The sequence below is a fragment of the Xanthobacter sp. AM11 genome, from assembly GCF_047444035.1.
Lineage (GTDB): Bacteria > Pseudomonadota > Alphaproteobacteria > Rhizobiales > Xanthobacteraceae > Xanthobacter.
This window is the reverse complement of sequence record NZ_JBLAOA010000001.1, coordinates 3,684,355-3,705,326: the sequence shown is the minus strand read 5'-3', so window position 1 is coordinate 3,705,326 and position 20,972 is coordinate 3,684,355. Positions and strand designations below refer to the sequence as shown.

Sequence of the window (20,972 nt, the reverse complement as noted above, 5' to 3'; positions counted from 1 at the left end):
CGCCGGCGGCGGCACGCCCCATTCCTATAGACCGAGAGCGCCCGGCAATGGTGACGAAACTATGGCTTCGCACCCCGCCGGGGCCCGGCCTCAGCTCTTGCCGCGGGAGCGGATGTTGAAGCTGTCGAAGGCGTATTCCGCAATCTGCCACCACACCAGCTGGTCGGAGCGGATGGCGTTCATGGACTCGAGCGCCTGGCGGAAGGCCGGGTTGGTGGCGGCCAGTTCGCCGTAAAGCTCGAAGGCGGCCTTGTGCCCGGCTTCCAGGATGGAGGCGGGGAAGGGCCGCAGCTCCACCCCCTGCTGCACCAGCCGGCGCAGGGCCGGGGGATTTACGGAATCATACTTGGCCAGCATCCAGTTGTTGGCCGCCTCGGCGGCGTTGCGCACGATGGCCTGGTAGTGCCTGGGCAGCGCCTCCCACTGGGCCGAGTTGACGACGAGGTGCAGCATGGCCCCGCCTTCCCACCAGCCGGGGTAGTAATAATACTTGGCCACCTTCACAAGGCCGAGCTTTTCGTCGTCATAGGGGCCGACGAACTCGGCGGCGTCGATGGAGCCGCGTTCCAGAGCGGAATAGACATCGCCGGGGGCGATCTGCTGCGGCACCACGCCGAGCTTCGCCAGCACCTGCCCGCCGATGCCGCCGATGCGGAACTTCAGGCCCTTCAGGTCGTCCGCCGAATTCAGCTCCTTGCGGAAGAAGCCGCCCATCTGGCAGCCGGAATTGCCCATGGGCATGGAGGTGACATTGTATTTCGCCAGCACGCCATTGATGATCTCGGCGCCACCGCCGAAGAACCACCAGCTGTGCTGCTGGCGGGAATTGAAGCCGAACGGCACGCCGGTGCCGAAGGCGAGGGCGGCATCCTTGCCGGTGTAGAAATAAGTGGCGGTATGGGCGCAGTCCACGGCGCCGTTGGACACCGCGTCCAGCGCCTGCAGCCCGGGCACCAGCTCGCCCGCCGGGAAGGCCTGGATCTGGAAGCGCCCGTCGGTGGCCTCGGACACCAGCCGCGCGAAGGTCTGCGCAGTGCCGAAGATGGTGTCGAGGGAGCGCGGGAAGGAGGAGGTCAGCCGCCACTTCACCTCGGGCTGCGTCTGCGCCAGAGCCGGCGCGGCGAGGGTCGAGGCGGCGGCGCCGGTGGCGGCGACGGCGGAGGCGCCCAGGAAGCGCCGGCGCTTGATGTCCATGGGGAAAGGCTCCTTGGGGGCTTGTGCAGAATCTTCTTGCTTGCGGGATCGGTGGGCGCAAAGGGGTGTCACGGTCGCTCGCGCGCGTCAATCATGCGCGGGCGTCGGACGGTGCAGGGGGCCATTGCGCGACCCGGCCTTTCCCGTTGCGGCGCGAGCCGGTAGGAAGGACCGCCGAGGCCTGCCCATGCCCCCCCGTTCCAGTTCCCCCCGTTCCAGTCCCCCCGGTTCCGCGCTCGTCCTGCTTTCGCTGCTCTCCCGCGGTCTTGCCGCCCTCGGCCGCCGGAGTGCGCCGGCCGTGGCGGCGAGCGTGTTCGTGGGGCTGGCCCTGCCGCCTTTGGCGGCGCTGGCGAAGCCGCTCATCGTGCCGGCCATCCTGGCGCTGCTCACCCTTGCCTTCCTGCGCACCGAGCCGGCCGGGGGCTTCGGCGGCCGGCGCGCCGTGGTCGGCCTTCTGGCCATCGGCTGGATCATGCTGGCCCTGCCGGCGGGGCTGGGCGCCGTCACCCTGGCCCTGGGCGAGCCTTCGGACCTCACGCTGGCGCTGCTGATGCAGGCCTGCGCGCCGCCCATCATGTCGGCGCCCGCCTTCGCCTTGCTGCTGGGGCTGGACCCCCGGCTGGTGCTGGCGGTGATGGTGGGCTCCATGGTGCTGACGCCGCTGTCCGCGCCGCTGCTGGTGGCCTTCTTCTCCCACGGGGCGCTGGCGCTGGATTCCCTCGGCCTCGCCCTGCGGCTCGGGGCGGTGCTGGGCGGCACGGCGGGGGCCGGGCTGGGCCTGCGCCGGCTGGTGACGCCGGCAAGGATCGCCCGCCTGCGGGCCCATCTGGACGGGGCGAACGTGCTGCTGCTGGGGCTTCTGGCGGTGGGGCTGATGGACGGGGTGACCGCCTGGTTCATGGCCGATCCTGCCTTCGTGCTGGGCCTCACCGGGCTTGCCTTCGCCCTCTCCCTAAGCGGGCTGGGCCTGACCGCCCTGGTGTTCCGCGCCGTGGGGGCGGGCGATGCGCTGATGCTGGGGTTCGCGGCCGGGCACCGCAACATATCGGTGATGATCGCCGCCACCGGCGCCGCCTTGCCGCCCGAAACCTGGCTCTATGTGGCGGCAGCGCAGTTTCCCATCTATCTCATGCCCCTGTTCCTGCTGCCGCTGGCCCGGCGCATCCGTGCGCGGGATGCGGGCGGGCGCGAACCGGCGGGCTGAGGGATGCGCCCGGCGCGGCTACTCACGGCGCGCCCGATCTGCTAGAGCCGGGGCCTGCGGCCTCCCTTGCGAGCGAGAGCCCGCGCCAGCCCTGGACTTGGACGAGCACACCTCATGATCCCGCGTTACAGCCGGCCGGAAATGGCCTCCATCTGGTCCCCCGAGGCCCGCTTCCGCATCTGGTTCGAGATCGAGGCGCACGCCGCCGACGCCATGGCCGAGCTTGGCATCGTGCCGAAGGAGGCTGCGGCGAAGATCTGGGAGCTGGGCGGCGCGGCCGAGTTCGATGTCGCCCGCATCGACGAGATCGAGCGGGACGTGAAGCATGATGTCATCGCCTTCCTCACCCATCTGGCCGAGTTCGTCGGGCCGGAGGCGCGCTTCGTCCACCAGGGCATGACCTCTTCGGACGTGCTGGACACCTGCCTTGCGGTGCAGCTCTCGCGCGCCGCGGACCTCCTGATCGCCGACGTGGACGGCCTGCTGGCGGTGCTGGAGCGCCGGGCGTTCGAGTTCAAGCTCACCCCCACCGTGGGGCGCTCCCACGGCATCCATGCCGAGCCCACCACTTTCGGCGTGAAGCTCGCCATCGCCGCGGCCGAGTTCCAGCGCGCCCGCGCCCGCCTCGTCGCCGCCCGGGCCGAGGTGGCCACCTGCGCCATCTCCGGCGCCGTGGGCACCTTCGCCCATGTGGACCCGCGCGTTGAGGCCCATGTGGCGCGCAAGCTGGGGCTTGCGGTGGAAACCGTCTCCACCCAGGTGATCCCGCGCGACCGGCACGCCATGTTCTTCGCCGTGCTGGGGGTGGTCGCTTCCTCGGTGGAGCGGCTTGCCATCGAGGTGCGGCACCTGCAGCGCACCGAGGTGCTGGAGGCGGAGGAGTATTTCTCCCCCGAGCAGAAGGGTTCCTCGGCCATGCCCCACAAGCGCAACCCGGTGCTCACCGAGAATCTCACCGGCCTTGCCCGCATGGTGCGCGCCTATGCCCTGCCGGCCATGGAGAACGTGGCCCTGTGGCACGAGCGGGACATCTCCCACTCCTCGGTGGAGCGCATGATCGGCCCCGATGCCACGGTGACGCTGGACTTCGCTCTCGCCCGCCTCACCTCGGTGATGGACAGGCTGGTGGTGCACACCGACAACATGCAGAAGAACATGGACAAGCTGGGCGGCCTCATCCACTCCCAGCGGGTGCTGCTGGCGCTGACCCAGAAGGGCGCGAGCCGCGAGGACAGCTACCGCCTGGTGCAGCGCAACGCCATGCGGGTGTGGCGGGGCGAGGGCGACTTCCGCACCTTCCTGCTCGCCGATGCGGACGTGCGCAAATACCTCTCGGAAGAGGACATCAACGAGAAGTTCGACCTCGGCTATCATCTGAAGAACGTGGATACGATCTTCACCCGGGTGTTCGGCCGGGCCTGAGCCCGCCGACCCTCCCGCAGCCGACCCTCCCGCAATCGTGACCGGCGGCGTATGGCTGCCGGTCCGCGCGCGGCGGGGAGATCCGGGCGCAGGGCAGGGCAAGGGCGAACCCGCCGCTTGCCCTCGGAACACCGCCGCCCCTCAGAACACCGCGACGACGCCCACGAGAAAGGCCAGGGGCGGCAGCCAGGTCATGGCCAGGGCGAGGTCGCGCCGGTTGCGGCGCCACATCCACAGGCCGAGGGCGGGGGACAGGAGGCAGATGGCCAAGGTCGATGCCCAGCCCATGACGGCGGATGCCTCCCCCCGCGCACCTTCCGGGCCGCCGAAGACGAACCCGGAAATGCCGATGAGGAGCGCCGCCAGGCCGGCATTGGCCAGAAGGCCGAGGCCGATGGCAAGCTTGAGCGCAAGCGGCGCCGGCGGCTTGGCTTCAGGCGCGCTCAAGATGCGCTCTTCCGTGCCGGTGCGGGCTTCAGCCGATGGCCTTGTCGCGGATGGCGATGCCCTTTTCCTCAAGCATCGGCACCAGTTCGCCGGACTGGAACATCTCGCGGATGATGTCGCAGCCGCCGACGAACTCGCCCTTGACGTAGAGCTGGGGAATGGTCGGCCAGTTGGCATATTCCTTGATGCCCTGGCGGACGGAATCGTTCTCCAGCACGTTCACGCCCTTGAAGGGCACGCCCACGTGGTCGAGGATCTGCACCACCTGGCCGGAAAAACCGCACTGCGGAAACTGGGGCGTGCCCTTCATGAACAGGACCACGTCACCAGACTTCACGATGGCGTCGATGTCTTCGCGAATGCTCATAGGTCAAATCCAGTATGGCGGGCCGGAACAGGTGGCCCTCTTGATTGAAGATCGACCTTCGCGACGCAAAGCGCAAGACCGCACCGCGCAACGGCTCCGCAGCGCCGGCCCGTGAGCGCCGCGGCTCAGGCCTTTTCGGGCGCCGAGGTCTGCAGGGCCAGAGCGTGCAGCACCCCGCCCATGTTTCCCTGCAACGCGGCATAGACCATCTGGTGCTGCTGCACCCGGCTCTTGCCGCGGAACGACTCGGACACGATGCGGGCGGCATAGTGGTCGCCGTCGCCGGCCAGATCTTCGATCACCACCGTCGCGTCGGGCAACGCCGCCTTGATGAGCTGCTCGATGTCGCGGGCATGCATGGGCATAGGTTCGTCCTCGAACGGATGGCGCCGGCCTCAGGCCGACGCGCCCATATAGATGGGCAGCCAGGTTTCGTGCCGGTCGCGCAGCGTTTCCACAACTATCGAGCGGTCATCGGGCAGGATCAAGCGGTCACCGCCGGTCTTGCCGATCTTGACCATGGGCACGCCGGCCATCTCCGCCTTGTGGATCACCTCGGCGCTCTGGCCCGAGGGAACCGTGAGCACGTAGCGGGCCTGGTCCTCGCCGAACCACCAGGCGTAGGGGTCCATGCCGGCCGGGCCGTCCTCCAGCGTGGCACCATGCTGGCCGGCCATGGCCATTTCGGCGATGGCCACCAGGAGGCCGCCGTCGGAGATGTCATGCACCGCGGTGGCGATGCCGTCGCGGATGAGGCCGCGCACGAAGTCGCCGTTGCGCTTCTCCGCCAGCAGGTCCACCGGCGGGGGGGCCCCCTCCTCGCGCTCGCAGACGGTGGCGAGGAATACGGAGGCGCCGAGCCAGCCCTGGGTCTTGCCCACCAGCAGGATGGGCTCGCCCGCCGCCTTGAAGGCAAGGGTCATGGTCTGGTCGAGGTCCTCGATCAGGCCGACGCCGCCGATGGTGGGGGTGGGCAGAATGGCCTTGCCGTTGGTCTCGTTGTAGAGGCTCACATTGCCCGACACGACCGGGAAATCCAGCGCCTCGCAGGCCGCACCGATGCCTTTCACGCAGCCGACGAACTGGCCCATGATCTCCGGCTTCTCGGGATTGCCGAAATTCAGGTTGTCGGTGACGGCGATGGGCAGGGCGCCCACGGCGGTCAGGTTGCGCCAGGCTTCCGCCACCGCCTGCTTGCCGCCCTCGAACGGGCCGGCCTCGCAATAGCGCGGCGTCACGTCGGTGGTCATCGCCAGCGCCTTGGGGCCGTCGCCCACCCGCACCACGGCGGCGTCGCCGCCCGGCCGCTGCACGGTGTTGCCGAGGATGAGGTGGTCATACTGCTCCCACACCCAGCGCTTGGAGCACAGGTCGGGCGAGGCGATGAGGCGCTCCAGCGCGTCCGCCACCGATACGCCGGGCCGCACCTCCGCCGGGTCGATCACCGGGCGGGGCAGGGGCTCCTCATAGGGGCGGCGGTATTCGGGGGCCTCGTCGCCCAGCTCCATGATGGGCAGGTCGGCTTCCAGCAGGCCCTTGTGCTTCACCACGAAGCGCAGCGTGTCGGTGGTGTGGCCGACGATGGCGAAGTCCAGGCCCCACTTCCTGAAGATGGCCTCGGCCTCTGCTTCCTTGCCGTCGGCGATGACCATGAGCATGCGCTCCTGGCTCTCCGAGAGCATCATTTCATAGGCGCTCATGCCGGCCTCGCGGCAGGGCACGGCGTCGAGGTTCAGCTCCACGCCCAGGCCGCCCTTGGCGCCCATCTCCACCGCCGAGCAGGTGAGGCCGGCGGCGCCCATGTCCTGGATCGCCACCACGCAGCCGGCCTGCATGATCTCCAGGCAGGCCTCCAGCAGCAGCTTCTCGGCGAAGGGGTCGCCCACCTGCACGGTGGGGCGCTTCTCCTGCGCGTCGGCGCCGAACTCGGCCGAGGCCATGGTGGCGCCGTGGATGCCGTCGCGGCCGGTCTTGGAGCCGAGATAGACGATGGCGCGGCCCACCCCGGTGGCGGCCGCATAGAAGATCTCGTCGGTCCTGGCGATGCCCACCGCCATGGCGTTGACCAGGATGTTGCCGTTGTAGCGCTTGTGGAAGCCCACCGAGCCGCCCACCGTGGGCACGCCGAAGGAATTGCCATAGCCGCCGATGCCGGCCACCACGCCGGCCAGCAGGCGGCGGGTCTTCAGATTGTGGCAGTCGCCGAAGCGCAAAGCGTTGAGCGCCGCGATGGGCCGCGCGCCCATGGTGAACACGTCGCGCAGGATGCCGCCCACCCCCGTCGCCGCGCCCTGGTAGGGCTCGATGAAGGAGGGATGGTTGTGGCTCTCCATCTTGAACACCACCGCCAGGCCGTCGCCGATGTCCACCACGCCCGCATTCTCGCCCGGCCCCTGGATCACCCGCTTGCCCTTGGTGGGCAGGGTGCGCAGCCAGACCTTGGACGATTTGTAGGAGCAGTGCTCGTTCCACATGGCGGAGACGATGCCCAGCTCGGTGATCGACGGCTCGCGGCCGATCAGCTTCACGAAGTGCTCGTACTCCTCGGGCTTCAGGCCGTGCTCGGCCACCAGCTCGGGGGTGATGCGGGGCGTGTTGGGGATGGAGGTCACGGGCATTCGATCCGAATTGAGGGTGCGCTCATGCCGCCTTCAGGGCACCGGCGAGGCTCTCGAACAGGCCGCGGCCGTCCGTGGGGCCGATCTCCGGCTCGATGTAGTTCTCGGGGTGCGGCATCATGCCGAGCACGTTGAACTTTTCCGAATAGATGCCGGCGATGCCGTTGATGGCGCCGTTGGGGCCGTCGGTCTCGTCGATCTGGCCGTCGCGCCGGGCATAGCGGAAGGCCACGCGGCCCTCGCTCTCCAGCCGGGCGATGGTGGTTTCGTCCGCCGTGTAGTTGCCCTCGCCATGGGCGACGGGAATGCGGATCAGCTCGCCCTTGCGATAGGCCTTGGTGAAGGGCGTGTCCGCCCGCTCCACCCGCAGCACCACCTCGCGGCAGACGAAGCGCAGCCGCGCATTGCGCACCAGCACCCCCGGCAGGAGGCCGGCCTCGCACAGGATCTGGAAGCCGTTGCAGATGCCCAGCACCAGCCCGCCGCGGGCGGCGTGGGCGCGCACGGCTTCCATGATGTTGGCGCGGGCGGCGATGGCGCCGCACCGCAGGTAGTCGCCATAGGAGAAGCCGCCGGGCAGCACCACGAGATCGGTGCCGGCGGGCAGCTCGTGCTCGGCGTGCCACACCACCTGGGGCTTCGCGCCGGCGACGAGGCGCAGCGCGCGCACGGCGTCCTGCTCGCGGTTGGAGCCGGGGAAGAGGATGACGGCTGGTTTCATGGTCTCTCAGCGGGCACGGCCGGGCCGGCGTTCGATCGGGCGAGGCGGCATGCCGGTGGCCGGCACGCCGCCCGGGGCGGCATCACTCCGCGAACTCGACCTTGTAGGTCTCGATCACGGTGTTGGCGAGAAGCTTGTCGCAGGCTTCCTTCAGGGCACCCTCGGCGGAAGCGCGGTCGTTGCCGGCCAGCTCCACGTCGAACACCTTGCCCTGCCGCACGCTCTGCACGCCGGCGACGCCGAGGGAGCGCAGGGCGCCCTCGATGGCCTTGCCCTGGGGGTCCAGCACCGCCGACTTCAGGGTGACGATCACACGGGCCTTCATGAAAACCTCGCCTTCATGACACCTTCTGCTCTCTGTCTGTCGCGGCCGTGGCGCGGGATGCGGCAGGCCGCATCCGGTCCGGGCCGGCAGGAATGAACGCCGCCTTGTGCCGGGGCCACCGCTGCGGTGGCATCCGGCGCAACGCAAAACGGGGGCCGATCCGGCCCCCGCCTAGCACTATTCAGGCGCAAGGCTCAACGCCTCACTTCACCAGCACCGGCCCCTTGCCGGCATTGGGGTCGTTCTCCATGAGGATTCCGAGCCGCCGCGCCACTTCGCTGTAGGCCTCGACCAGCCCGCCCATGTCGCGGCGGAAGCGGTCCTTGTCCATCTTGTCGTTGGACTTGATGTCCCAGAGCCGGCACGAATCGGGGCTGATCTCGTCCGCCACCACGATCCGCATCATGTCGTTTTCCCACAGGCGGCCGCATTCCATCTTGAAATCCACAAGACGGATGCCGGCGCCGAGGAACAGGCCGGACAGGAAGTCGTTGACGCGGATCGCCAAGGCGATGATGTCGTCGATCTCCTGGGTGGTGGCCCAGCCGAAGGCGGTGATGTGCTCTTCCGACACCATGGGGTCGTTGAGCGCGTCGTTCTTGTAATAGAATTCGATGATGGAGCGCGGCAGCTGCGTCCCCTCCTCGATCCCGAGGCGGGTCGAGATGGAGCCGGCGGCGACGTTGCGCACCACGATTTCGAGCGGAATGATCTCCACCTCGCGGATGAGCTGCTCGCGCATGTTCAGCCGGCGGATGAAGTGGGTCGGCACCCCGATGTCGTTCAACCGGGAGAAGATGTACTCCGAGATCCGGTTGTTCAGCACGCCCTTGCCGTCGATGACTTCGTGCTTCTTGGCGTTGAAGGCGGTGGCATCATCCTTGAAGTGCTGGATCAGCGTGCCCGGCTCGGGGCCTTCATAGAGGACCTTCGCCTTGCCTTCGTAGATTCGGCGGCGGCGGCTCATGGGAATATACCGTCGATTGAGGAAATCCATTGGTTTGCCAAGGCTCCGTTCTGGTGACGCTCCTCGGCTGGGTGCGGATGCCTGCTTGCGCAGGCCTTTCCACACCCGGTCGGACACTAGCCCATTGGAAGGCGCAATACAACGCGACTGCGTTTCCGCCCGCGCCGCGCCGGGACGCGACATGGGGCAGCGCCTCAGTGCCGTTGATCTAGGGTGAGGTGAAGGATATTCAAGTCACGCGCGCGGCCCATCGGCCGTGCAGACCGATACCGGTCGCCAACCGGTCACCAGATCGTCAGGAAGAGGGGTGCCATGACCACGTTCGACAAGCGCGAGGAAGGGTTCGAGAAGCGCTTCGCGCTCGACGAGGAAACCCGCTTCAAGGCCGTCGCCCGCCGCAACAAGAAGCTCGGCCTGTGGGCGGCGGGCAAGCTCGGCCTCACCGGCGACGCCGCCGCCGAGTATGCGAAGGAAGTCGTGATCGCCGACCTCCAGGAGGCCGGTGACGAGGATGTGTTCCGCAAGGTGCGCGGGGATTTCGACGCCAAGGGCGTGGATGTGTCCGACCACCAGATCCGCCGCAGCATGGACGAGTTCATGGTCGCGGCCGCCGAGGAAATGAAGGCCGGCTGATCCGGCCGGGCGTGCAGCCGGCCGGCGGGCTTCCGCCGGTCGTCCCTGCCGCGCCCCGGGGCGGGACCGGCAGGCGGAACCGGAAACCGAAGCCGGACAACGCGGCCCGAAAACAAAAAGGCCGCCCGGATGGGCGGCCTTTCCATATTCCGGGACGTGGCGCGCGTCAGCGCGAATAATATTCGACCACGAGGTTGGGCTCCATCTGCACCGGATAGGGCACCTCGTTCAGCTCGGGCACGCGGGCGAAGCGGGCGGCCAGCTTGTGGGTGTCCAGCTCGATGTAGTCGGGGACGTCGCGCTCGGCCAGCTGCTGGGCTTCCATCACCAGCGCCATCTGGCGGGAGGCTTCCTTCACCTCGATCACGTCGCCCACCTTCACCAGGTAGGAGGCGATGTTCACGCGCTGGCCGTTCACCTTCACGTGGCCGTGGGAGACGAACTGGCGCGCAGCGAAGATGGTGGGCACGAACTTGGCGCGGTAGACCACCGCGTCGAGGCGGCGCTCCAGCAGGCCGATCAGGTTGGCGCCGGTGTCGCCCTTCAGGCGCGAGGCCTCCACATACACCTTGTGGAACTGCTTCTCGCCGATGGAGCCGTAATAGCCCTTCAGCTTCTGCTTGGCGCGCAGCTGCACGCCGAAGTCGGACAGCTTGCCCTTGCGGCGCTGGCCGTGCTGGCCGGGACCGTATTCGCGGCGGTTCACCGGGCTCTTGGGGCGGCCCCAGATGTTCTCGCCCATACGGCGATCAATCTTGTGCTTGGCCGCAATGCGCTTGCTCATGTAACGCGGATCCTTAGGTCTTAAGGTTGGTTGGGATCGCGCCCCTCCTCTGCGGACCGGGCCTTGGAGGCCCCATCCGCCGACAGGCTCGCCCGGCGCGCTGCCATGCGATGCCACGGGTGCGTGAAACGCCAAGCGGGCCGAAACCGGCCCTCAAGGTGGGCGCTTCATAGGGGTCTGGCGGTGCAAAGTCAATGTTTGCCGCCTCCGGGTCCCGGCCCCCGCCGCCGCCCGCTTCCCTTCCCGCCACGCGCCCCCATATGGAGGGTGTCGAACCCGGGGGCCTTGATGAAAGCTGTGACCAGCCCGATGCGTGTTGCCGCCGCCCTGATGGGCGCCGCTCTTGTCCTGGCCCCGGCCGTGCTGCCCGGTGCGGCCGCGGCGCAGGAGCCGAATCTCATCTTCCGCAAGTCCACCGTGTGGAAGTTCCTGACGCCGGACGACAAGCTCGCGGTCTACGGTATCGACGATCCGGTCGTCGCCGGCGTGGCCTGCCACTACACCACGCCCGAGAAAGGCGGCGTCTCCGGCATGTTCGGGGTGGCGGAGGAGGTGTCGGACATCTCGCTGGCCTGCCGGCAGGTGGGGCCGATCTCGTTCAAGACCAAGTTCGAGCAGGGCGACGTGGTGTTCCGCGAGAGCCGTTCCTTCTTCTTCAAGCGGATGCAGATCGTCCGCGGCTGCGATGCGCAGCGCAACGTGCTGGTCTACCTGGTCTATTCGGACAAGCTGATCGACGGCAGCCCGAAGAATTCCACCTCCACCGTGCCCATCATGCCCTGGGGCGGGGCCGGGGACGTGCCCCGCTGCGCCGATTTCCTGCGGTGAGGCCGCTCGCGCGGCCGCGCGCCCGCAGGTGGCGGAAAGCCCTTGACGGGGGACGATCGGCGAACCATTGTCCCGCGCCATGAACGGCCGTCACAGCATCACCTGCGCCATTTCGGCGATTATCTGCGGTTAGCCCGAAAAGCTGGCCGCGGCCGTCCCTTGCTGCACCCTTAAGGATTTTAAGGATCTGGACGCCCCGGCCGGTGGACCGGCTTTGGCGCGCGCCCGCGCGCCGTGAGGGGGAAGCGATCCATGGAGCTCAGGCTCTACAACACCCTGACCCGATCGAAGGACGCCCTGCGTCCGCTCGATCCCGCCGACGTGCGCATGTATGTGTGCGGGCCCACGGTCTATGACCACGCCCATATCGGCAATGCCCGCCCGGTGATCGTGTTCGACGTGCTGTTCCGGCTGCTGCGCCGGCTCTATGGCGCGGACCATGTGCGCTACGTGCGCAACATCACCGACGTGGACGACAAGATCAACGCCCGCGCCGCCGAGCGCTCCATCTCCATCCGCGACCTGACGGAGGAGACCTACCGCTGGTTCCGCGAGGACACCGCCGCGCTGGGCTGCCTGCCGCCCACCGTCGAGCCGCGCGCCACCGAGCATGTCGGCGAGATGCGCACCCTCATCGAGCGGCTGGTGGCCTCCGGCCATGCTTATGTGGCCAACGAGCACGTGCTGTTCCACGTGCCGTCCATGCCCGATTACGGCCGCCTCTCCCGCCGGCCGCTGGACGAGATGATCGCCGGGGCCCGGGTGGATGTCGCCCCCTACAAGCGCGACGCCATGGATTTCGTGCTGTGGAAGCCCAGCGATGCCGGCGTGCCGGGCTGGCCCTCCCCCTGCGGGATCGTCACCCCGGGCCGGCCGGGCTGGCACATCGAGTGCTCCGCCATGTCGTGGAAGCACCTGGGCGAGACCTTCGACATCCACGGCGGCGGCATCGACCTGGTGTTCCCCCACCATGAGAACGAGATCGCCCAGTCGCGCTGCGCCTTCCATACGGGGGTGATGGCGCAGATGTGGATGCACAACGGCTTCCTGATGCTGGAAGGCGAGAAGATGTCCAAGTCGCTGGGCAATTTCGTCACCATCCGCGAACTGCTGGAGGAGTGGCCCGGCGAGGTGCTGCGCCTCGCCATGCTCTCCACCCATTATCGCCAGCCCATCAACTGGACCCGCCAGGGCCTCGGCTTCGCCGCCAAGACCCTCGACAAATGGTACCGCGTGATCGCCGACGTGGAGGCGGAGACCGGGGACGCCAACCCGTTCGAGACCGAGATCGCCGACCGCCTCGCGGACGATTTGAACACCCCCTCGGCCATCACCCACCTGCACCATCTGGCCGAGGTGGCCGAGCATGAGGAGGCCTCCTCGGCCCTGCGCCGCCGCTTCAAGGGCGCGGCCAATCTGCTGGGGCTGCTCAACGATACCGAAAGCGGGTGGCTGGCGCGGCAGAAAGCGGCCATCAGCCTCGACGAGGGGGCGATCGCCGGCCTCATCGCCGAGCGCCTCGCCGCCCGCAAGGCGAGGGACTTCAAGCGCGCCGACCAGATCCGCGAGGAGCTGGCGGCCAAGGGCATCGTGCTCATGGACAACAAGGACGGCACCACCAGCTGGGAGGTGGCGCGATGACCGGCTCCGCTGCGCGCCTGTCCCTGCGCCCCTTCCTGCCGGCCGACGCTCCGGTGCTGGCGGCCCTGTTCCGCGCCGCCATCGCCGGCCTGACCGGCGAGGATTATGACGAGGAGCAGCAGGACGCCTGGGCCATGGCGGCCGACGACGAGGACGCCTTCGGCGCCCGCCTCCAGGCCCTGCTCACCCTGGTGGCGGTGCAGGGCGGCGCGCCGGTGGGCTTCGCTGCGCTGGAGGACAACCGGCACATCGAATTCCTCTATGTGCACCCGGACGCGGCCGGCACCGGCGTCGCCCGCGCCCTGTGCGATGCGCTGGAGGCCCTCGCCCGCAGCCGGGGCACCAAGGCCCTCACCGTCGATGCCAGCGACACCGCCCTCGGCTTCTTCCAGAAGCGCGGCTACGTGCCCCAGCGCCGCAACATGGTGACACGGGGCGACACCTGGCTGGGCAACACGGCCATGGAAAAGAAGCTGGCGGAGGGGACAAGGCAATGAGCACGCAAGCGGCCGCGGGGCGCGAGCGCCTCTACCTCTTCGATACCACCCTGCGCGACGGCGCGCAGACCAACGGGGTGGACTTCACCGTCGCCGACAAGCTGCGGGTGCTCTCCCTGCTGGACGGACTGGGCGTGGATTATGTGGAGGCCGGCTATCCCGGCGCCAATCCCACCGATACGCAGCTGTTCGCGCAGGAGCATCCGGCGAAGGCGCGCATCACCGCCTTCGGCATGACCAAGCGCCCGGGCCGCTCCGCCTCCAACGACCCCGGCATCGCCGCGCTGCTGGATGCCAGGGCGGACGCCATCTGCTTCGTGGCCAAGTCCTCCGCCTATCAGGTGCGGGTGGCGCTGGAGACCACGAAGGAGGAAAACCTCGCCTCCATCCGCGAGAGCGTCGCCGCCGCGGTCGGTGCCGGGCGCGAGGCGCTGGTGGATTGCGAGCACTTCTTCGACGGCTACAAGGAAGACCGCGACTTCGCCCTCGCCTGCGCCCGCGCCGCCTATGAGGCCGGCGCCCGCTGGGTGGTGCTGTGCGACACCAATGGCGGCACCCTGCCGCACGAGGTGGAGGCCATCGTGGCCGAGGTGGTGAAGCAGGTGCCAGGCGACCATGTGGGCATCCACGCCCACAACGACACCGAGCAGGCGGTGGCCAATTCGCTGGCCGCCGTGCGGGCCGGCGCGCGGCAGATCCAGGGCACGCTCAACGGCCTGGGCGAGCGCTGCGGCAATGCCAATCTGTGCTCCCTCATCCCCACCCTGCTGCTGAAGCGGGAGTTTTCCGAGCGCTTCCACATCGGCGTCACGCCCGAGGGGCTGGCCGCCATCGCCCATGTCTCGCGCACCCTCGACGAGATGCTGAACCGCGCGCCGAACCGCCACGCGCCCTATGTGGGCGAAAGCGCCTTCGCCACCAAGGCCGGCATCCACGCGTCCGCCATCCTCAAGGACCCCGCCACCTACGAGCATGTGGCCCCGGAGGCCGTGGGCAACCGGCGCAAGCTCCTGGTGTCGGACCAGGCGGGCAAGTCCAACGTGCTGGCGGAGCTGGAGCGCCTGGGCGTTAAGGTGGAAAAGGCCGACCCGCGCATCGCCCGCCTGCTGGACGAGGTGAAGGCCCGCGAGGCCCTGGGCTATGCCTATGAGGCGGCGGACGCCTCCTTCGCCTTGCTGGCGCGGCGCATGCTGGGCTCGGTGCCCGACTTCTTCGACGTGGAGCGCTTCAGCGTGAACGTGGAGCGCCGCTTCAACGCCAAGGGCGAATTGACCACGGTGGCGGAGGCCATCGTGAAGGTGAAGGTGGGCGACGACGTGCTCATCTCCGCCGCCGAAGGCAACGGCCCGGTGAATGCGCTGGACGTGGCGCTGCGCAAGGATCTCGGCAAGTATCAGCCGGTCATCGCCGGCCTGCACCTCACCGACTACCGCGTGCGCGTGCTCAACGGCGGCACCGAGGCAGTCACCCGGGTGCTGATCGAGAGCGCCGACGAGACGGGGGACCGCTGGACCACGGTGGGGGTGTCGCCCAACATCATCGACGCCTCGTTCGAGGCGCTGATCGATTCCATCACCTGGAAGCTGCTGAAGGAAGGCGCGACGGCCTGACGGCAGCGTCCGCCCGGCGCCTCACACCACCTTCAGCTCGCGCAGCGGCTTGTCGGCGGCGAGGCGGGAGAAGGCGAGGGGGGAGAGGTCCAGGCTCACATAGCGGCCATGGACGATGCATTCGGCGATGCCGCGCCCCACCGCCGGCGACTGCTGCAGCCCGTGGCCGGAAAAGCCGTTGGCGAGGTAGAAGCCGGCCACCCCCTCCACCGGGCCGATGAAGGCGTTCTGGTCGAAGGCGTTCATGTCGTAATGCCCGGCCCAGGCGCGCCCCGGCCGGATGCGCTCGAAGACGGGAATGCGCGCCGCCAGCGCCGGCCACACCACATCCTCGAACAAGGTGTGGTCCACCTCGAAATCGTCGCTGTCCGGGTCGTGCTCCGGCGCGGGGGCGGCGCCGCACAGGAAGCCCCGGCCCTCCGGCCGCACATAGGTGCCGGTGGGGTCGATGAGCAGCGGGCAGCCGGGCACCGGGTCTTCGGCGGTGAAGGTGAAGATCATCCGCTTCTTCATGTGCACCGGAAGGCAGATGCCGGCCGAGGCGGCGATGGCCCGCCCGCCCGCGCCCGCCGCATTCACCACCGCGCCGCAGGCGATGGTCTCGCCATCCTCCAGCACCACGCCGGTCACGCGCCCGCCGGTCACCGTCACCGCGCGCGCATGCGCCGCCCGGTAGGTCACGCCGAGGGCGCGCGCCTTGCGGCGGAAGGCCTGCATCAGCCCGTAGCCGTCGAACCAGCCTTCTCCGGACAGGCCGAGGCAGCCGGCGGACAGGCCCTGCGTGTTGAGCCATGGGAAGCGGGCGGACAGGGCCGGGGGTTCCAGCAGGGCCACATGGGCCCCCTGCGCCTGTTGCACCGCGTGCCCGGCCTCCAGGGCCGCGCGCCCCTGCGGGCCGGCGAGGAAGAGATAGCCGCCCTCGGTGAGGCCGATATCCGGCCGCTCTCCATCCACCGCCAGGCGTGCGCCGATGCTGCGCAGGAAGGCGATGCCGAAAAGCGAGATCTGGACGTTGATGGCGGTGGAATATTGCTGGCGGATGGAGGCGGCCGAGAGGGCCGAGGCGCAGCGCTGGTAGGAGGGGTCCTTCTCCAGCACCAGCACGCGGCCGGCGAAGGCGGGATCGGCGGCCAGGTGGAAGGCGACGGACGAGCCGGTAGCCGCCCCGCCGATCACCACCACGTCGAACGCCTCGCCGGCCATGGCGCTCTCTCCCCGCTCAGGCCCTGATGATGGCGGCGATGCGCGCCAGCACCGCCTCGGTGTCCGCGCCGAGGCGCGGGCTGGCGGCCTTCGCCACCTGCCGCTCGCCGTCGAGCACGATGGGGCTTGCCACCGCCGGCACGGTGCCGCCGCCCGCCTCGGGCAGGTCCACCTTCAGGCCGCGGGCGATCACCTGGGCGTCGTCGAACACCTGCGGCACGGTATTGATGGGGCCGGCGGGCACGCCCTTCGCCTCCAGTGCGGCCAGCAGCTCGTCGCGCCGGAAGGTGGCGGTGAGGGCGGCAAGGCGCGGCACCAGATCGGCCCGGCTGGCGACGCGCTCGGGATTGGTGGCATGGCGCGGGTCGTCCGCCAGCTCCGGCGCGCCGAGCACGGCGCAGAAGCGGGCGAACTGGCTGTCGTTGCCGATGGCGGCGATGAAATAGCCGTCGGCGCAGGGGAACACCTGATAGGGCACGATGTTGGGGTGGGCATTGCCCATGCGCTTCGGCGCCTTGCCGGAGGCCAGGTAGTTCATGGCCTGGTTGGCGAGCACGCCCACCTGGGTGTCCAAAAGCGCCATGTCCACATGCCCGCCGGTGCCGGTTTCGTCCCGCCGGCGCAGGGCGGCGAGGATGCCCACGGTGGCATAAAGGCCGGTGAAGATGTCGGCGAAGGCGACGCCCACCTTCTGCGGCTCGCCATCCGGTGTGCCGGTGAGGTCCATGATGCCGCCCATGCCCTGCACGAGAAAGTCGTAGCCGGCGCGCGGGGCATAGGGGCCGTCCTGGCCGAAGCCGGTGACCGAGCAATAGACGAGGCGGGGGTTCTCTTGCCTCAGGCTCTCGTAGTCGAGCCCGTATTTCTTCAGGCCGCCGACCTTGAAATTCTCGATGAGGACGTCGCTCTCCCGCGCCAGCGCGCGGATGGTCTCCTGCCCCTCCGCCGTCTCGAAATCCACCGCCACCGAGCGCTTGCCGCGGTTGGTGGCATGGAAATAGGCGGCGCCGAGGTCCGCCCCGTCCGCGCCCTTCAGGAAGGGTGGGCCCCAGGTGCGGGTATCGTCGCCGCCGCCCGGCCGCTCCACCTTGATCACCTCCGCCCCGAGGTCGGCGAGCAACTGCCCGCACCACGGCCCGGCGAGGATGCGGGCAAGCTCAAGGACGCGAAGGCCGGCGAGGGGAGGGGACATGGCTTTGCTCTCGCAACGGAAGGGCCCCTCTCCCGCACCGGGAGAGGGGGCAGGGCTCAGAAGAACGCCTGGATGCCGGTGATGGCCCGGCCGAGGATCAGCGCATGGATGTCGTGCGTGCCCTCGTAGGTGTTCACCGTTTCCAGGTTGGCGGCGTGGCGGATGACGTGGAACTCGGCGGAAATGCCGTTGCCGCCGTGCATGTCGCGGGCGGTGCGGGCGATGTCCAGCGCCTTGCCGCAATTGTTGCGCTTGATGAAGGAGATGGTTTCCGGCGGCAGGCGGCCTTCCTCGAACAGCCGGCCGACGCGCAGGCAGGCCTGCAGGCCGAAGGCGATGTCGGTGGCCATGTCCGCCAGCTTCTTCTGCACCAGCTGGGTGGCCGCCAGCGGCTTGCCGAACTGCTTGCGGTCCAGCGTGTATTGCCGCGCCTGGGCATAGCAGGCCTCCGCCGCGCCCATGACGCCCCAGCCGATGCCGTAGCGCGCCCGGTTGAGGCAGCCGAACGGGCCGGCAAGGCCCGTGGCGTTGGGCAGGAGATTTTCTTCCGGGATCTCCACGTCCTCCAGCACGATCTCGCCGGTGATGGAGGCGCGCAGGGAGAGCTTGCCCTCGATCTTGGGCGTGGAGAAGCCCTTCATGCCCCGCTCCACCACGAAGCCGCGGATGGCGTTGTCGTGCGCCGCCGACTTCGCCCACACCACCGCGAGGTCGGCGATGGGCGAGTTGGTGATCCACATCTTGGCGCCGTTGAGGCGATAGCCGCCGTCGATCTTCTCCGCCTTGGTGCGCATGCCGGCGGGGTCGGAGCCGGCGTCCGGCTCGGTGAGGCCGAAGCAGCCGACCCATTCGCCGGTGGCGAGCTTGGGCAGGTACTTCTGCCGCTGCGCCTCGGTGCCATAGGCATAGATGGGGTGCATGACGAGGGACGACTGCACGCTCATGGCCGAGCGGTAGCCGCTGTCCACCCGCTCCACCTCGCGGGCCGCCAAGCCGTAGGAGACATAGCCGAGGCCGGCGCCGCCATATTCCGCCGGGATGGTGGGGCCGAGCAGGCCGAGCGCGCCCATCTCGTTCATGATCTCGCGGTCGAAGCGCTCTTCCAGATAGGCCGAGGTGACGCGCGGCAGCAGCTTTTCCTGCGCATAGTCCCGCGCCGTGTCGCGCACGAGGCGTTCGTCCTCGGTGAGCTGGCCATTGAGGTCGAAGGGGTCGGTCCAGTCGAACACGGGCTTGGAGGCTGCGGCCATGGTCTGTCTCCCGGGTGGCGTGGTGTTGTTTACATTCCGCCCAGTCGGTATATAATTCTGATGGATTGGTCAAGGGAGTGGTCCGCTGACGCAAGAGCTGAAGACGCAGGCGGTGCCCGCAGCCGCGCCCGGTGCCGGGCGCAAGGCCGGCGCGCCGCCACGGCCGGGCCGGCCGCCGCTGATGGACGACCCGCGCGCGCAGATCCTGCGCAGCGCCGCGAAGCTGTTTGCGCGCAAGGGCTATCAGGAAAGCTCGCTGAACGAGCTGGCGCGCGGCATGAACTATTCCAAGGGCGCCATCTACAATTACTTCTCCTCGAAGCAGGAGATTTACGACGCCATCATCATCTTCACCCTGACCGGGCTTTACGAGAGCGCGGCGGCCGCGGTGCAGCCAGCCGCTCCGCCGGCGGAGCGGCTGCGCCAGTTCATGGTGGCCCACGCGCGCTTCCTTGCGGAGAATTACGACAGCTTCGTCACCATGCTGGTGGGCTTTTCCGGCATGGCCAATGCCGAGCTGAAGGACGATGCCCTGCGCCTGCGCGATGCCCATGAGGGCCTGCTGCGCGAGATCCTGGCGGCGGGCATTGCCGAGGGGGCCTTCCGCGGCATGGATGCGGCCATGACCGGGCGCGCGGTGCTCTCGCTCCTGAGCTGGATGGTGCGCTGGTTCAAGCCCGGCGGGCGCAAGAGCGCCGAAGAGGTGGCGCAGGACTATTACGACTTGCTGCTGCGCGGGATGCTGCCCGGGGCCGGGGGCTGAAGCGCCGGCGCCCGTTCACCGGAAATAACAACGCCCGCCCCGCTCAACGTGACACGCTGAACGGGGCGGGCGGCTGCTGCAGCGGCCGGGCGGGCCGCGATGCACGCGCGGGGTTTCACCCGCAACAGGTCACTCGGTGACGGAGGCGCCGGAGGCCTTCACCACCGGTCCCCACTTGGCGAGCTCCGCCTTCACATGGGCCGCCAGCTCGGCCGGGGTGGAGCCCACCGCCACTGCCGAGAGGTCCGCAAGGCGGGCCTTCACCGCCGGGTCGGCCACCGCCTGGGCGCCGGCCTTGGCGAGGATGTCGATATAGGCTTGCGGGGTGCCCGCCGGGGCGAAGATGGCGTTCCAGGAATAGGTCTCGTAGCCCGGCAGGCCGGATTCGGACACGGTGGGCATGTCCGGGGCGGCCGGCGAGCGCTCCTTGGTGGTGACGGCAAGGCCGATGACGCCGCCCTTGCGGATCTGCCCGATGGAGGAGGGCAGGTTGTCGAACATGATCTTCACCTGGCCGGCCACCACGTCGAGCAGGGCCGGGCCGGCGCCCTTGTAGGGCACGTGCTGCATCTTCACGCCCGCCATGCTCTCGAACAGGGCGCCGGACAGGTGCAGGGGCGTGCCGATGCCGGACGAGGCGTAGTCATACTTGTCCGGGTTGGCCTTGAGCAGGGCGATCAGCTCGGCCACGCTCTTCACGTTCAAGGACGGGTGCACCACGATCACGTTGGGCACGTTCACCAGCAGCGACACCGGCGCGAAATCCTTCACCGGGTCATAGGGCATCTTGGTGTAGAGGGCGGGGTTGATGGCATGGGTCGCCACCGTGCCCATGAGCACGGTGTAGCCGTCCGGCGCGGCGCGGGCCACGGCGGCGGCGCCCGCATTGCCGCCGGCACCGGCGCGATTCTCCACGATCACCTGCTGCTTGAGGATCTCGCTCATCTTGGCGGCGATGATGCGCGCCACGATGTCGGTGGAGCCGCCGGCCGCGAACGGCACCACAAGGCGGATCGGCCGGTCGGGGAAGGTCTGCTGGGCGGCGGCGGGGCCGGCGGCAAGGCCGCAGACGGCAGCCGACATGAGGCCGAGGGCGAGCGTGAATGCGGACGCGAAGTGTTTCATGGGGGTTCCTCCGCACCTCTTATAGACCGGAGCGGAGCTGACCTTAAGTCCCCCTGGAGCACGCGCCGATCGGCCCGCATCGCAAGCGTATGGGAAAACGCGTTCTTTTTCTTGAGTTTAGAGGACTATGCCCCGAGCCAATGGCTTCAATTTGCGAGGGTTACGACTTAAGTCGTACACT

General features: G+C 68.9%; 21 protein-coding genes. 8 read left to right on the top strand and 13 right to left on the bottom strand.

Features of this window, described 5'->3' with window-relative positions; translation table 11 throughout:
* Positions 1-90: 90 nt before the first annotated feature.
* Positions 91-1,188: a TRAP transporter substrate-binding protein gene (locus ACI7BZ_RS16975; protein WP_414119197.1), complete on the bottom strand. Its 1,098-nt coding sequence runs from the start codon at positions 1,186-1,188 to the stop codon at positions 91-93.
* A 193-nt stretch (positions 1,189-1,381) separates the two neighbouring features.
* Between ACI7BZ_RS16975 and ACI7BZ_RS16970 the strand changes: the two genes are divergently transcribed.
* Together ACI7BZ_RS16970 and purB are read left to right on the top strand one after the other, a co-directional pair.
* Positions 1,382-2,398, top strand: coding sequence for a Na+-dependent transporter (locus ACI7BZ_RS16970; RefSeq protein WP_414118330.1), 1,017 nt, complete (start codon positions 1,382-1,384; stop codon positions 2,396-2,398).
* Between the two features lie 114 nt (positions 2,399-2,512).
* Positions 2,513-3,820 (top strand): adenylosuccinate lyase, encoded by a 1,308-nt coding sequence (purB, locus tag ACI7BZ_RS16965; RefSeq protein ID WP_414118329.1) that lies wholly within the window; start codon positions 2,513-2,515, stop codon positions 3,818-3,820.
* Positions 3,821-3,961: 141 nt separating this feature from the next.
* On the opposite strand, the gene ACI7BZ_RS16960 is transcribed toward purB, so the two are convergent.
* The 7 genes from ACI7BZ_RS16960 to purC all read right to left on the bottom strand — a co-directional run bounded on the left by ACI7BZ_RS16960 (position 3,962) and on the right by purC (position 9,295).
* Positions 3,962-4,267 carry a hypothetical protein gene (locus ACI7BZ_RS16960; protein ID WP_414118328.1) on the bottom strand — a complete coding sequence of 102 codons (306 nt, stop codon included), beginning with the start codon at positions 4,265-4,267 and terminating at the stop codon, positions 3,962-3,964.
* 28 nt (positions 4,268-4,295) lie between these two features.
* Positions 4,296-4,634: a Grx4 family monothiol glutaredoxin gene (gene grxD / locus ACI7BZ_RS16955; protein ID WP_414118327.1), complete on the bottom strand. Its 339-nt coding sequence runs from the start codon at positions 4,632-4,634 to the stop codon at positions 4,296-4,298.
* A gap of 125 nt (positions 4,635-4,759) precedes the next feature.
* Complete coding sequence (locus tag ACI7BZ_RS16950) at positions 4,760-4,999, bottom strand: BolA family protein (RefSeq protein WP_414118326.1); 240 nt, start codon at positions 4,997-4,999, stop codon at positions 4,760-4,762.
* Between the two features lie 30 nt (positions 5,000-5,029).
* Positions 5,030-7,252, bottom strand: coding sequence for a phosphoribosylformylglycinamidine synthase subunit PurL (gene purL / locus ACI7BZ_RS16945; RefSeq protein WP_414118325.1), 2,223 nt, complete (start codon positions 7,250-7,252; stop codon positions 5,030-5,032).
* 22 nt (positions 7,253-7,274) lie between these two features.
* Positions 7,275-7,973, bottom strand: coding sequence for a phosphoribosylformylglycinamidine synthase subunit PurQ (purQ, locus tag ACI7BZ_RS16940; RefSeq protein ID WP_414118324.1), 699 nt, complete (start codon positions 7,971-7,973; stop codon positions 7,275-7,277).
* Between the two features lie 82 nt (positions 7,974-8,055).
* Positions 8,056-8,298 (bottom strand): phosphoribosylformylglycinamidine synthase subunit PurS, encoded by a 243-nt coding sequence (gene purS / locus ACI7BZ_RS16935; RefSeq protein WP_348833463.1) that lies wholly within the window; start codon positions 8,296-8,298, stop codon positions 8,056-8,058.
* Positions 8,299-8,500: 202 nt separating this feature from the next.
* Positions 8,501-9,295 (bottom strand): phosphoribosylaminoimidazolesuccinocarboxamide synthase, encoded by a 795-nt coding sequence (purC, locus tag ACI7BZ_RS16930; protein WP_414118323.1) that lies wholly within the window; start codon positions 9,293-9,295, stop codon positions 8,501-8,503.
* Between the two features lie 282 nt (positions 9,296-9,577).
* Here purC and ACI7BZ_RS16925 point away from each other — a divergent pair, with 282 nt between their 5' ends.
* On the top strand, positions 9,578-9,898 hold the full coding sequence (locus ACI7BZ_RS16925; protein ID WP_414118322.1) for a DUF1476 domain-containing protein: 321 nt from the start codon (positions 9,578-9,580) through the stop codon (positions 9,896-9,898).
* A 166-nt stretch (positions 9,899-10,064) separates the two neighbouring features.
* Here the strand turns inward: ACI7BZ_RS16925 and rpsD are convergent, their stop codons facing one another.
* Complete coding sequence (rpsD, locus tag ACI7BZ_RS16920; RefSeq protein ID WP_414118321.1) at positions 10,065-10,682, bottom strand: 30S ribosomal protein S4; 618 nt, start codon at positions 10,680-10,682, stop codon at positions 10,065-10,067.
* A gap of 288 nt (positions 10,683-10,970) precedes the next feature.
* On the opposite strand from rpsD, the gene ACI7BZ_RS16915 reads away from it, so the two are divergent.
* The 4 genes from ACI7BZ_RS16915 to cimA all read left to right on the top strand — a co-directional run bounded on the left by ACI7BZ_RS16915 (position 10,971) and on the right by cimA (position 15,258).
* A complete protein-coding gene (locus tag ACI7BZ_RS16915) occupies positions 10,971-11,510 on the top strand; it encodes a CreA family protein (protein ID WP_414118320.1) in 540 nt (179 codons plus the stop codon).
* Positions 11,511-11,762: 252 nt separating this feature from the next.
* On the top strand, positions 11,763-13,151 hold the full coding sequence (gene cysS, locus ACI7BZ_RS16910) for a cysteine--tRNA ligase (protein ID WP_414118319.1): 1,389 nt from the start codon (positions 11,763-11,765) through the stop codon (positions 13,149-13,151).
* A complete protein-coding gene (locus tag ACI7BZ_RS16905; protein ID WP_414118318.1) occupies positions 13,148-13,648 on the top strand; it encodes a GNAT family N-acetyltransferase in 501 nt (166 codons plus the stop codon). Before cysS ends, ACI7BZ_RS16905 begins: the two co-directional genes overlap by 4 nt.
* Complete coding sequence (gene cimA, locus ACI7BZ_RS16900; RefSeq protein WP_414118317.1) at positions 13,645-15,258, top strand: citramalate synthase; 1,614 nt, start codon at positions 13,645-13,647, stop codon at positions 15,256-15,258. The genes ACI7BZ_RS16905 and cimA overlap by 4 nt, the downstream gene beginning before the upstream one ends.
* Before the next feature lie 21 nt (positions 15,259-15,279).
* On the opposite strand, the gene ACI7BZ_RS16895 is transcribed toward cimA, so the two are convergent.
* Genes ACI7BZ_RS16895 through ACI7BZ_RS16885 form a run of 3 tightly spaced genes read right to left on the bottom strand, consistent with a single transcriptional unit; the run spans position 15,280 to position 18,903 of the window.
* Positions 15,280-16,461 carry an NAD(P)/FAD-dependent oxidoreductase gene (locus ACI7BZ_RS16895; protein WP_414118316.1) on the bottom strand — a complete coding sequence of 394 codons (1,182 nt, stop codon included), beginning with the start codon at positions 16,459-16,461 and terminating at the stop codon, positions 15,280-15,282.
* 16 nt (positions 16,462-16,477) lie between these two features.
* Positions 16,478-17,653, bottom strand: a complete 1,176-nt coding sequence (locus ACI7BZ_RS16890) for a CaiB/BaiF CoA transferase family protein (protein WP_414118315.1) — start codon at positions 17,651-17,653, stop codon at positions 16,478-16,480.
* Positions 17,654-17,709: 56 nt separating this feature from the next.
* Positions 17,710-18,903 carry an acyl-CoA dehydrogenase gene (locus ACI7BZ_RS16885; RefSeq protein ID WP_414118314.1) on the bottom strand — a complete coding sequence of 398 codons (1,194 nt, stop codon included), beginning with the start codon at positions 18,901-18,903 and terminating at the stop codon, positions 17,710-17,712.
* A 112-nt stretch (positions 18,904-19,015) separates the two neighbouring features.
* Between ACI7BZ_RS16885 and ACI7BZ_RS16880 the strand changes: the two genes are divergently transcribed.
* On the top strand, positions 19,016-19,666 hold the full coding sequence (locus tag ACI7BZ_RS16880) for a TetR/AcrR family transcriptional regulator (protein ID WP_414118313.1): 651 nt from the start codon (positions 19,016-19,018) through the stop codon (positions 19,664-19,666).
* Positions 19,667-19,795: 129 nt separating this feature from the next.
* On the opposite strand, the gene ACI7BZ_RS16875 is transcribed toward ACI7BZ_RS16880, so the two are convergent.
* A complete protein-coding gene (locus tag ACI7BZ_RS16875; protein WP_414119196.1) occupies positions 19,796-20,749 on the bottom strand; it encodes a Bug family tripartite tricarboxylate transporter substrate binding protein in 954 nt (317 codons plus the stop codon).
* Between the last annotated feature and the right edge of the window lie 223 nt (positions 20,750-20,972).

What these genes read in the sequence shown, in the direction of transcription:
- ACI7BZ_RS16905 (WP_414118318.1), top strand. Translation starts at nt 13,148, where the DNA reads ATGACCGGCTCCGCTGCGCGCCTGTCCCTGCGCCCCTTCCTGCCGGCC.
- ACI7BZ_RS16890 (WP_414118315.1), bottom strand. Translation starts at nt 17,653, where the DNA reads ATGTCCCCTCCCCTCGCCGGCCTTCGCGTCCTTGAGCTTGCCCGCATC.
- ACI7BZ_RS16885 (WP_414118314.1), bottom strand. Translation starts at nt 18,903, where the DNA reads ATGGCCGCAGCCTCCAAGCCCGTGTTCGACTGGACCGACCCCTTCGAC.
- ACI7BZ_RS16925 (WP_414118322.1), top strand. Translation starts at nt 9,578, where the DNA reads ATGACCACGTTCGACAAGCGCGAGGAAGGGTTCGAGAAGCGCTTCGCG.
- purL (WP_414118325.1), bottom strand. Translation starts at nt 7,252, where the DNA reads ATGCCCGTGACCTCCATCCCCAACACGCCCCGCATCACCCCCGAGCTG.
- rpsD (WP_414118321.1), bottom strand. Translation starts at nt 10,682, where the DNA reads ATGAGCAAGCGCATTGCGGCCAAGCACAAGATTGATCGCCGTATGGGC.
- ACI7BZ_RS16915 (WP_414118320.1), top strand. Translation starts at nt 10,971, where the DNA reads ATGAAAGCTGTGACCAGCCCGATGCGTGTTGCCGCCGCCCTGATGGGC.
- ACI7BZ_RS16875 (WP_414119196.1), bottom strand. Translation starts at nt 20,749, where the DNA reads ATGTCGGCTGCCGTCTGCGGCCTTGCCGCCGGCCCCGCCGCCGCCCAG.
- grxD (WP_414118327.1), bottom strand. Translation starts at nt 4,634, where the DNA reads ATGAGCATTCGCGAAGACATCGACGCCATCGTGAAGTCTGGTGACGTG.
- cysS (WP_414118319.1), top strand. Translation starts at nt 11,763, where the DNA reads ATGGAGCTCAGGCTCTACAACACCCTGACCCGATCGAAGGACGCCCTG.
- purB (WP_414118329.1), top strand. Translation starts at nt 2,513, where the DNA reads ATGATCCCGCGTTACAGCCGGCCGGAAATGGCCTCCATCTGGTCCCCC.
- cimA (WP_414118317.1), top strand. Translation starts at nt 13,645, where the DNA reads ATGAGCACGCAAGCGGCCGCGGGGCGCGAGCGCCTCTACCTCTTCGAT.
- purQ (WP_414118324.1), bottom strand. Translation starts at nt 7,973, where the DNA reads ATGAAACCAGCCGTCATCCTCTTCCCCGGCTCCAACCGCGAGCAGGAC.
- ACI7BZ_RS16970 (WP_414118330.1), top strand. Translation starts at nt 1,382, where the DNA reads ATGCCCCCCCGTTCCAGTTCCCCCCGTTCCAGTCCCCCCGGTTCCGCG.
- purS (WP_348833463.1), bottom strand. Translation starts at nt 8,298, where the DNA reads ATGAAGGCCCGTGTGATCGTCACCCTGAAGTCGGCGGTGCTGGACCCC.
- purC (WP_414118323.1), bottom strand. Translation starts at nt 9,295, where the DNA reads ATGGATTTCCTCAATCGACGGTATATTCCCATGAGCCGCCGCCGCCGA.
- ACI7BZ_RS16895 (WP_414118316.1), bottom strand. Translation starts at nt 16,461, where the DNA reads ATGGCCGGCGAGGCGTTCGACGTGGTGGTGATCGGCGGGGCGGCTACC.
- ACI7BZ_RS16950 (WP_414118326.1), bottom strand. Translation starts at nt 4,999, where the DNA reads ATGCCCATGCATGCCCGCGACATCGAGCAGCTCATCAAGGCGGCGTTG.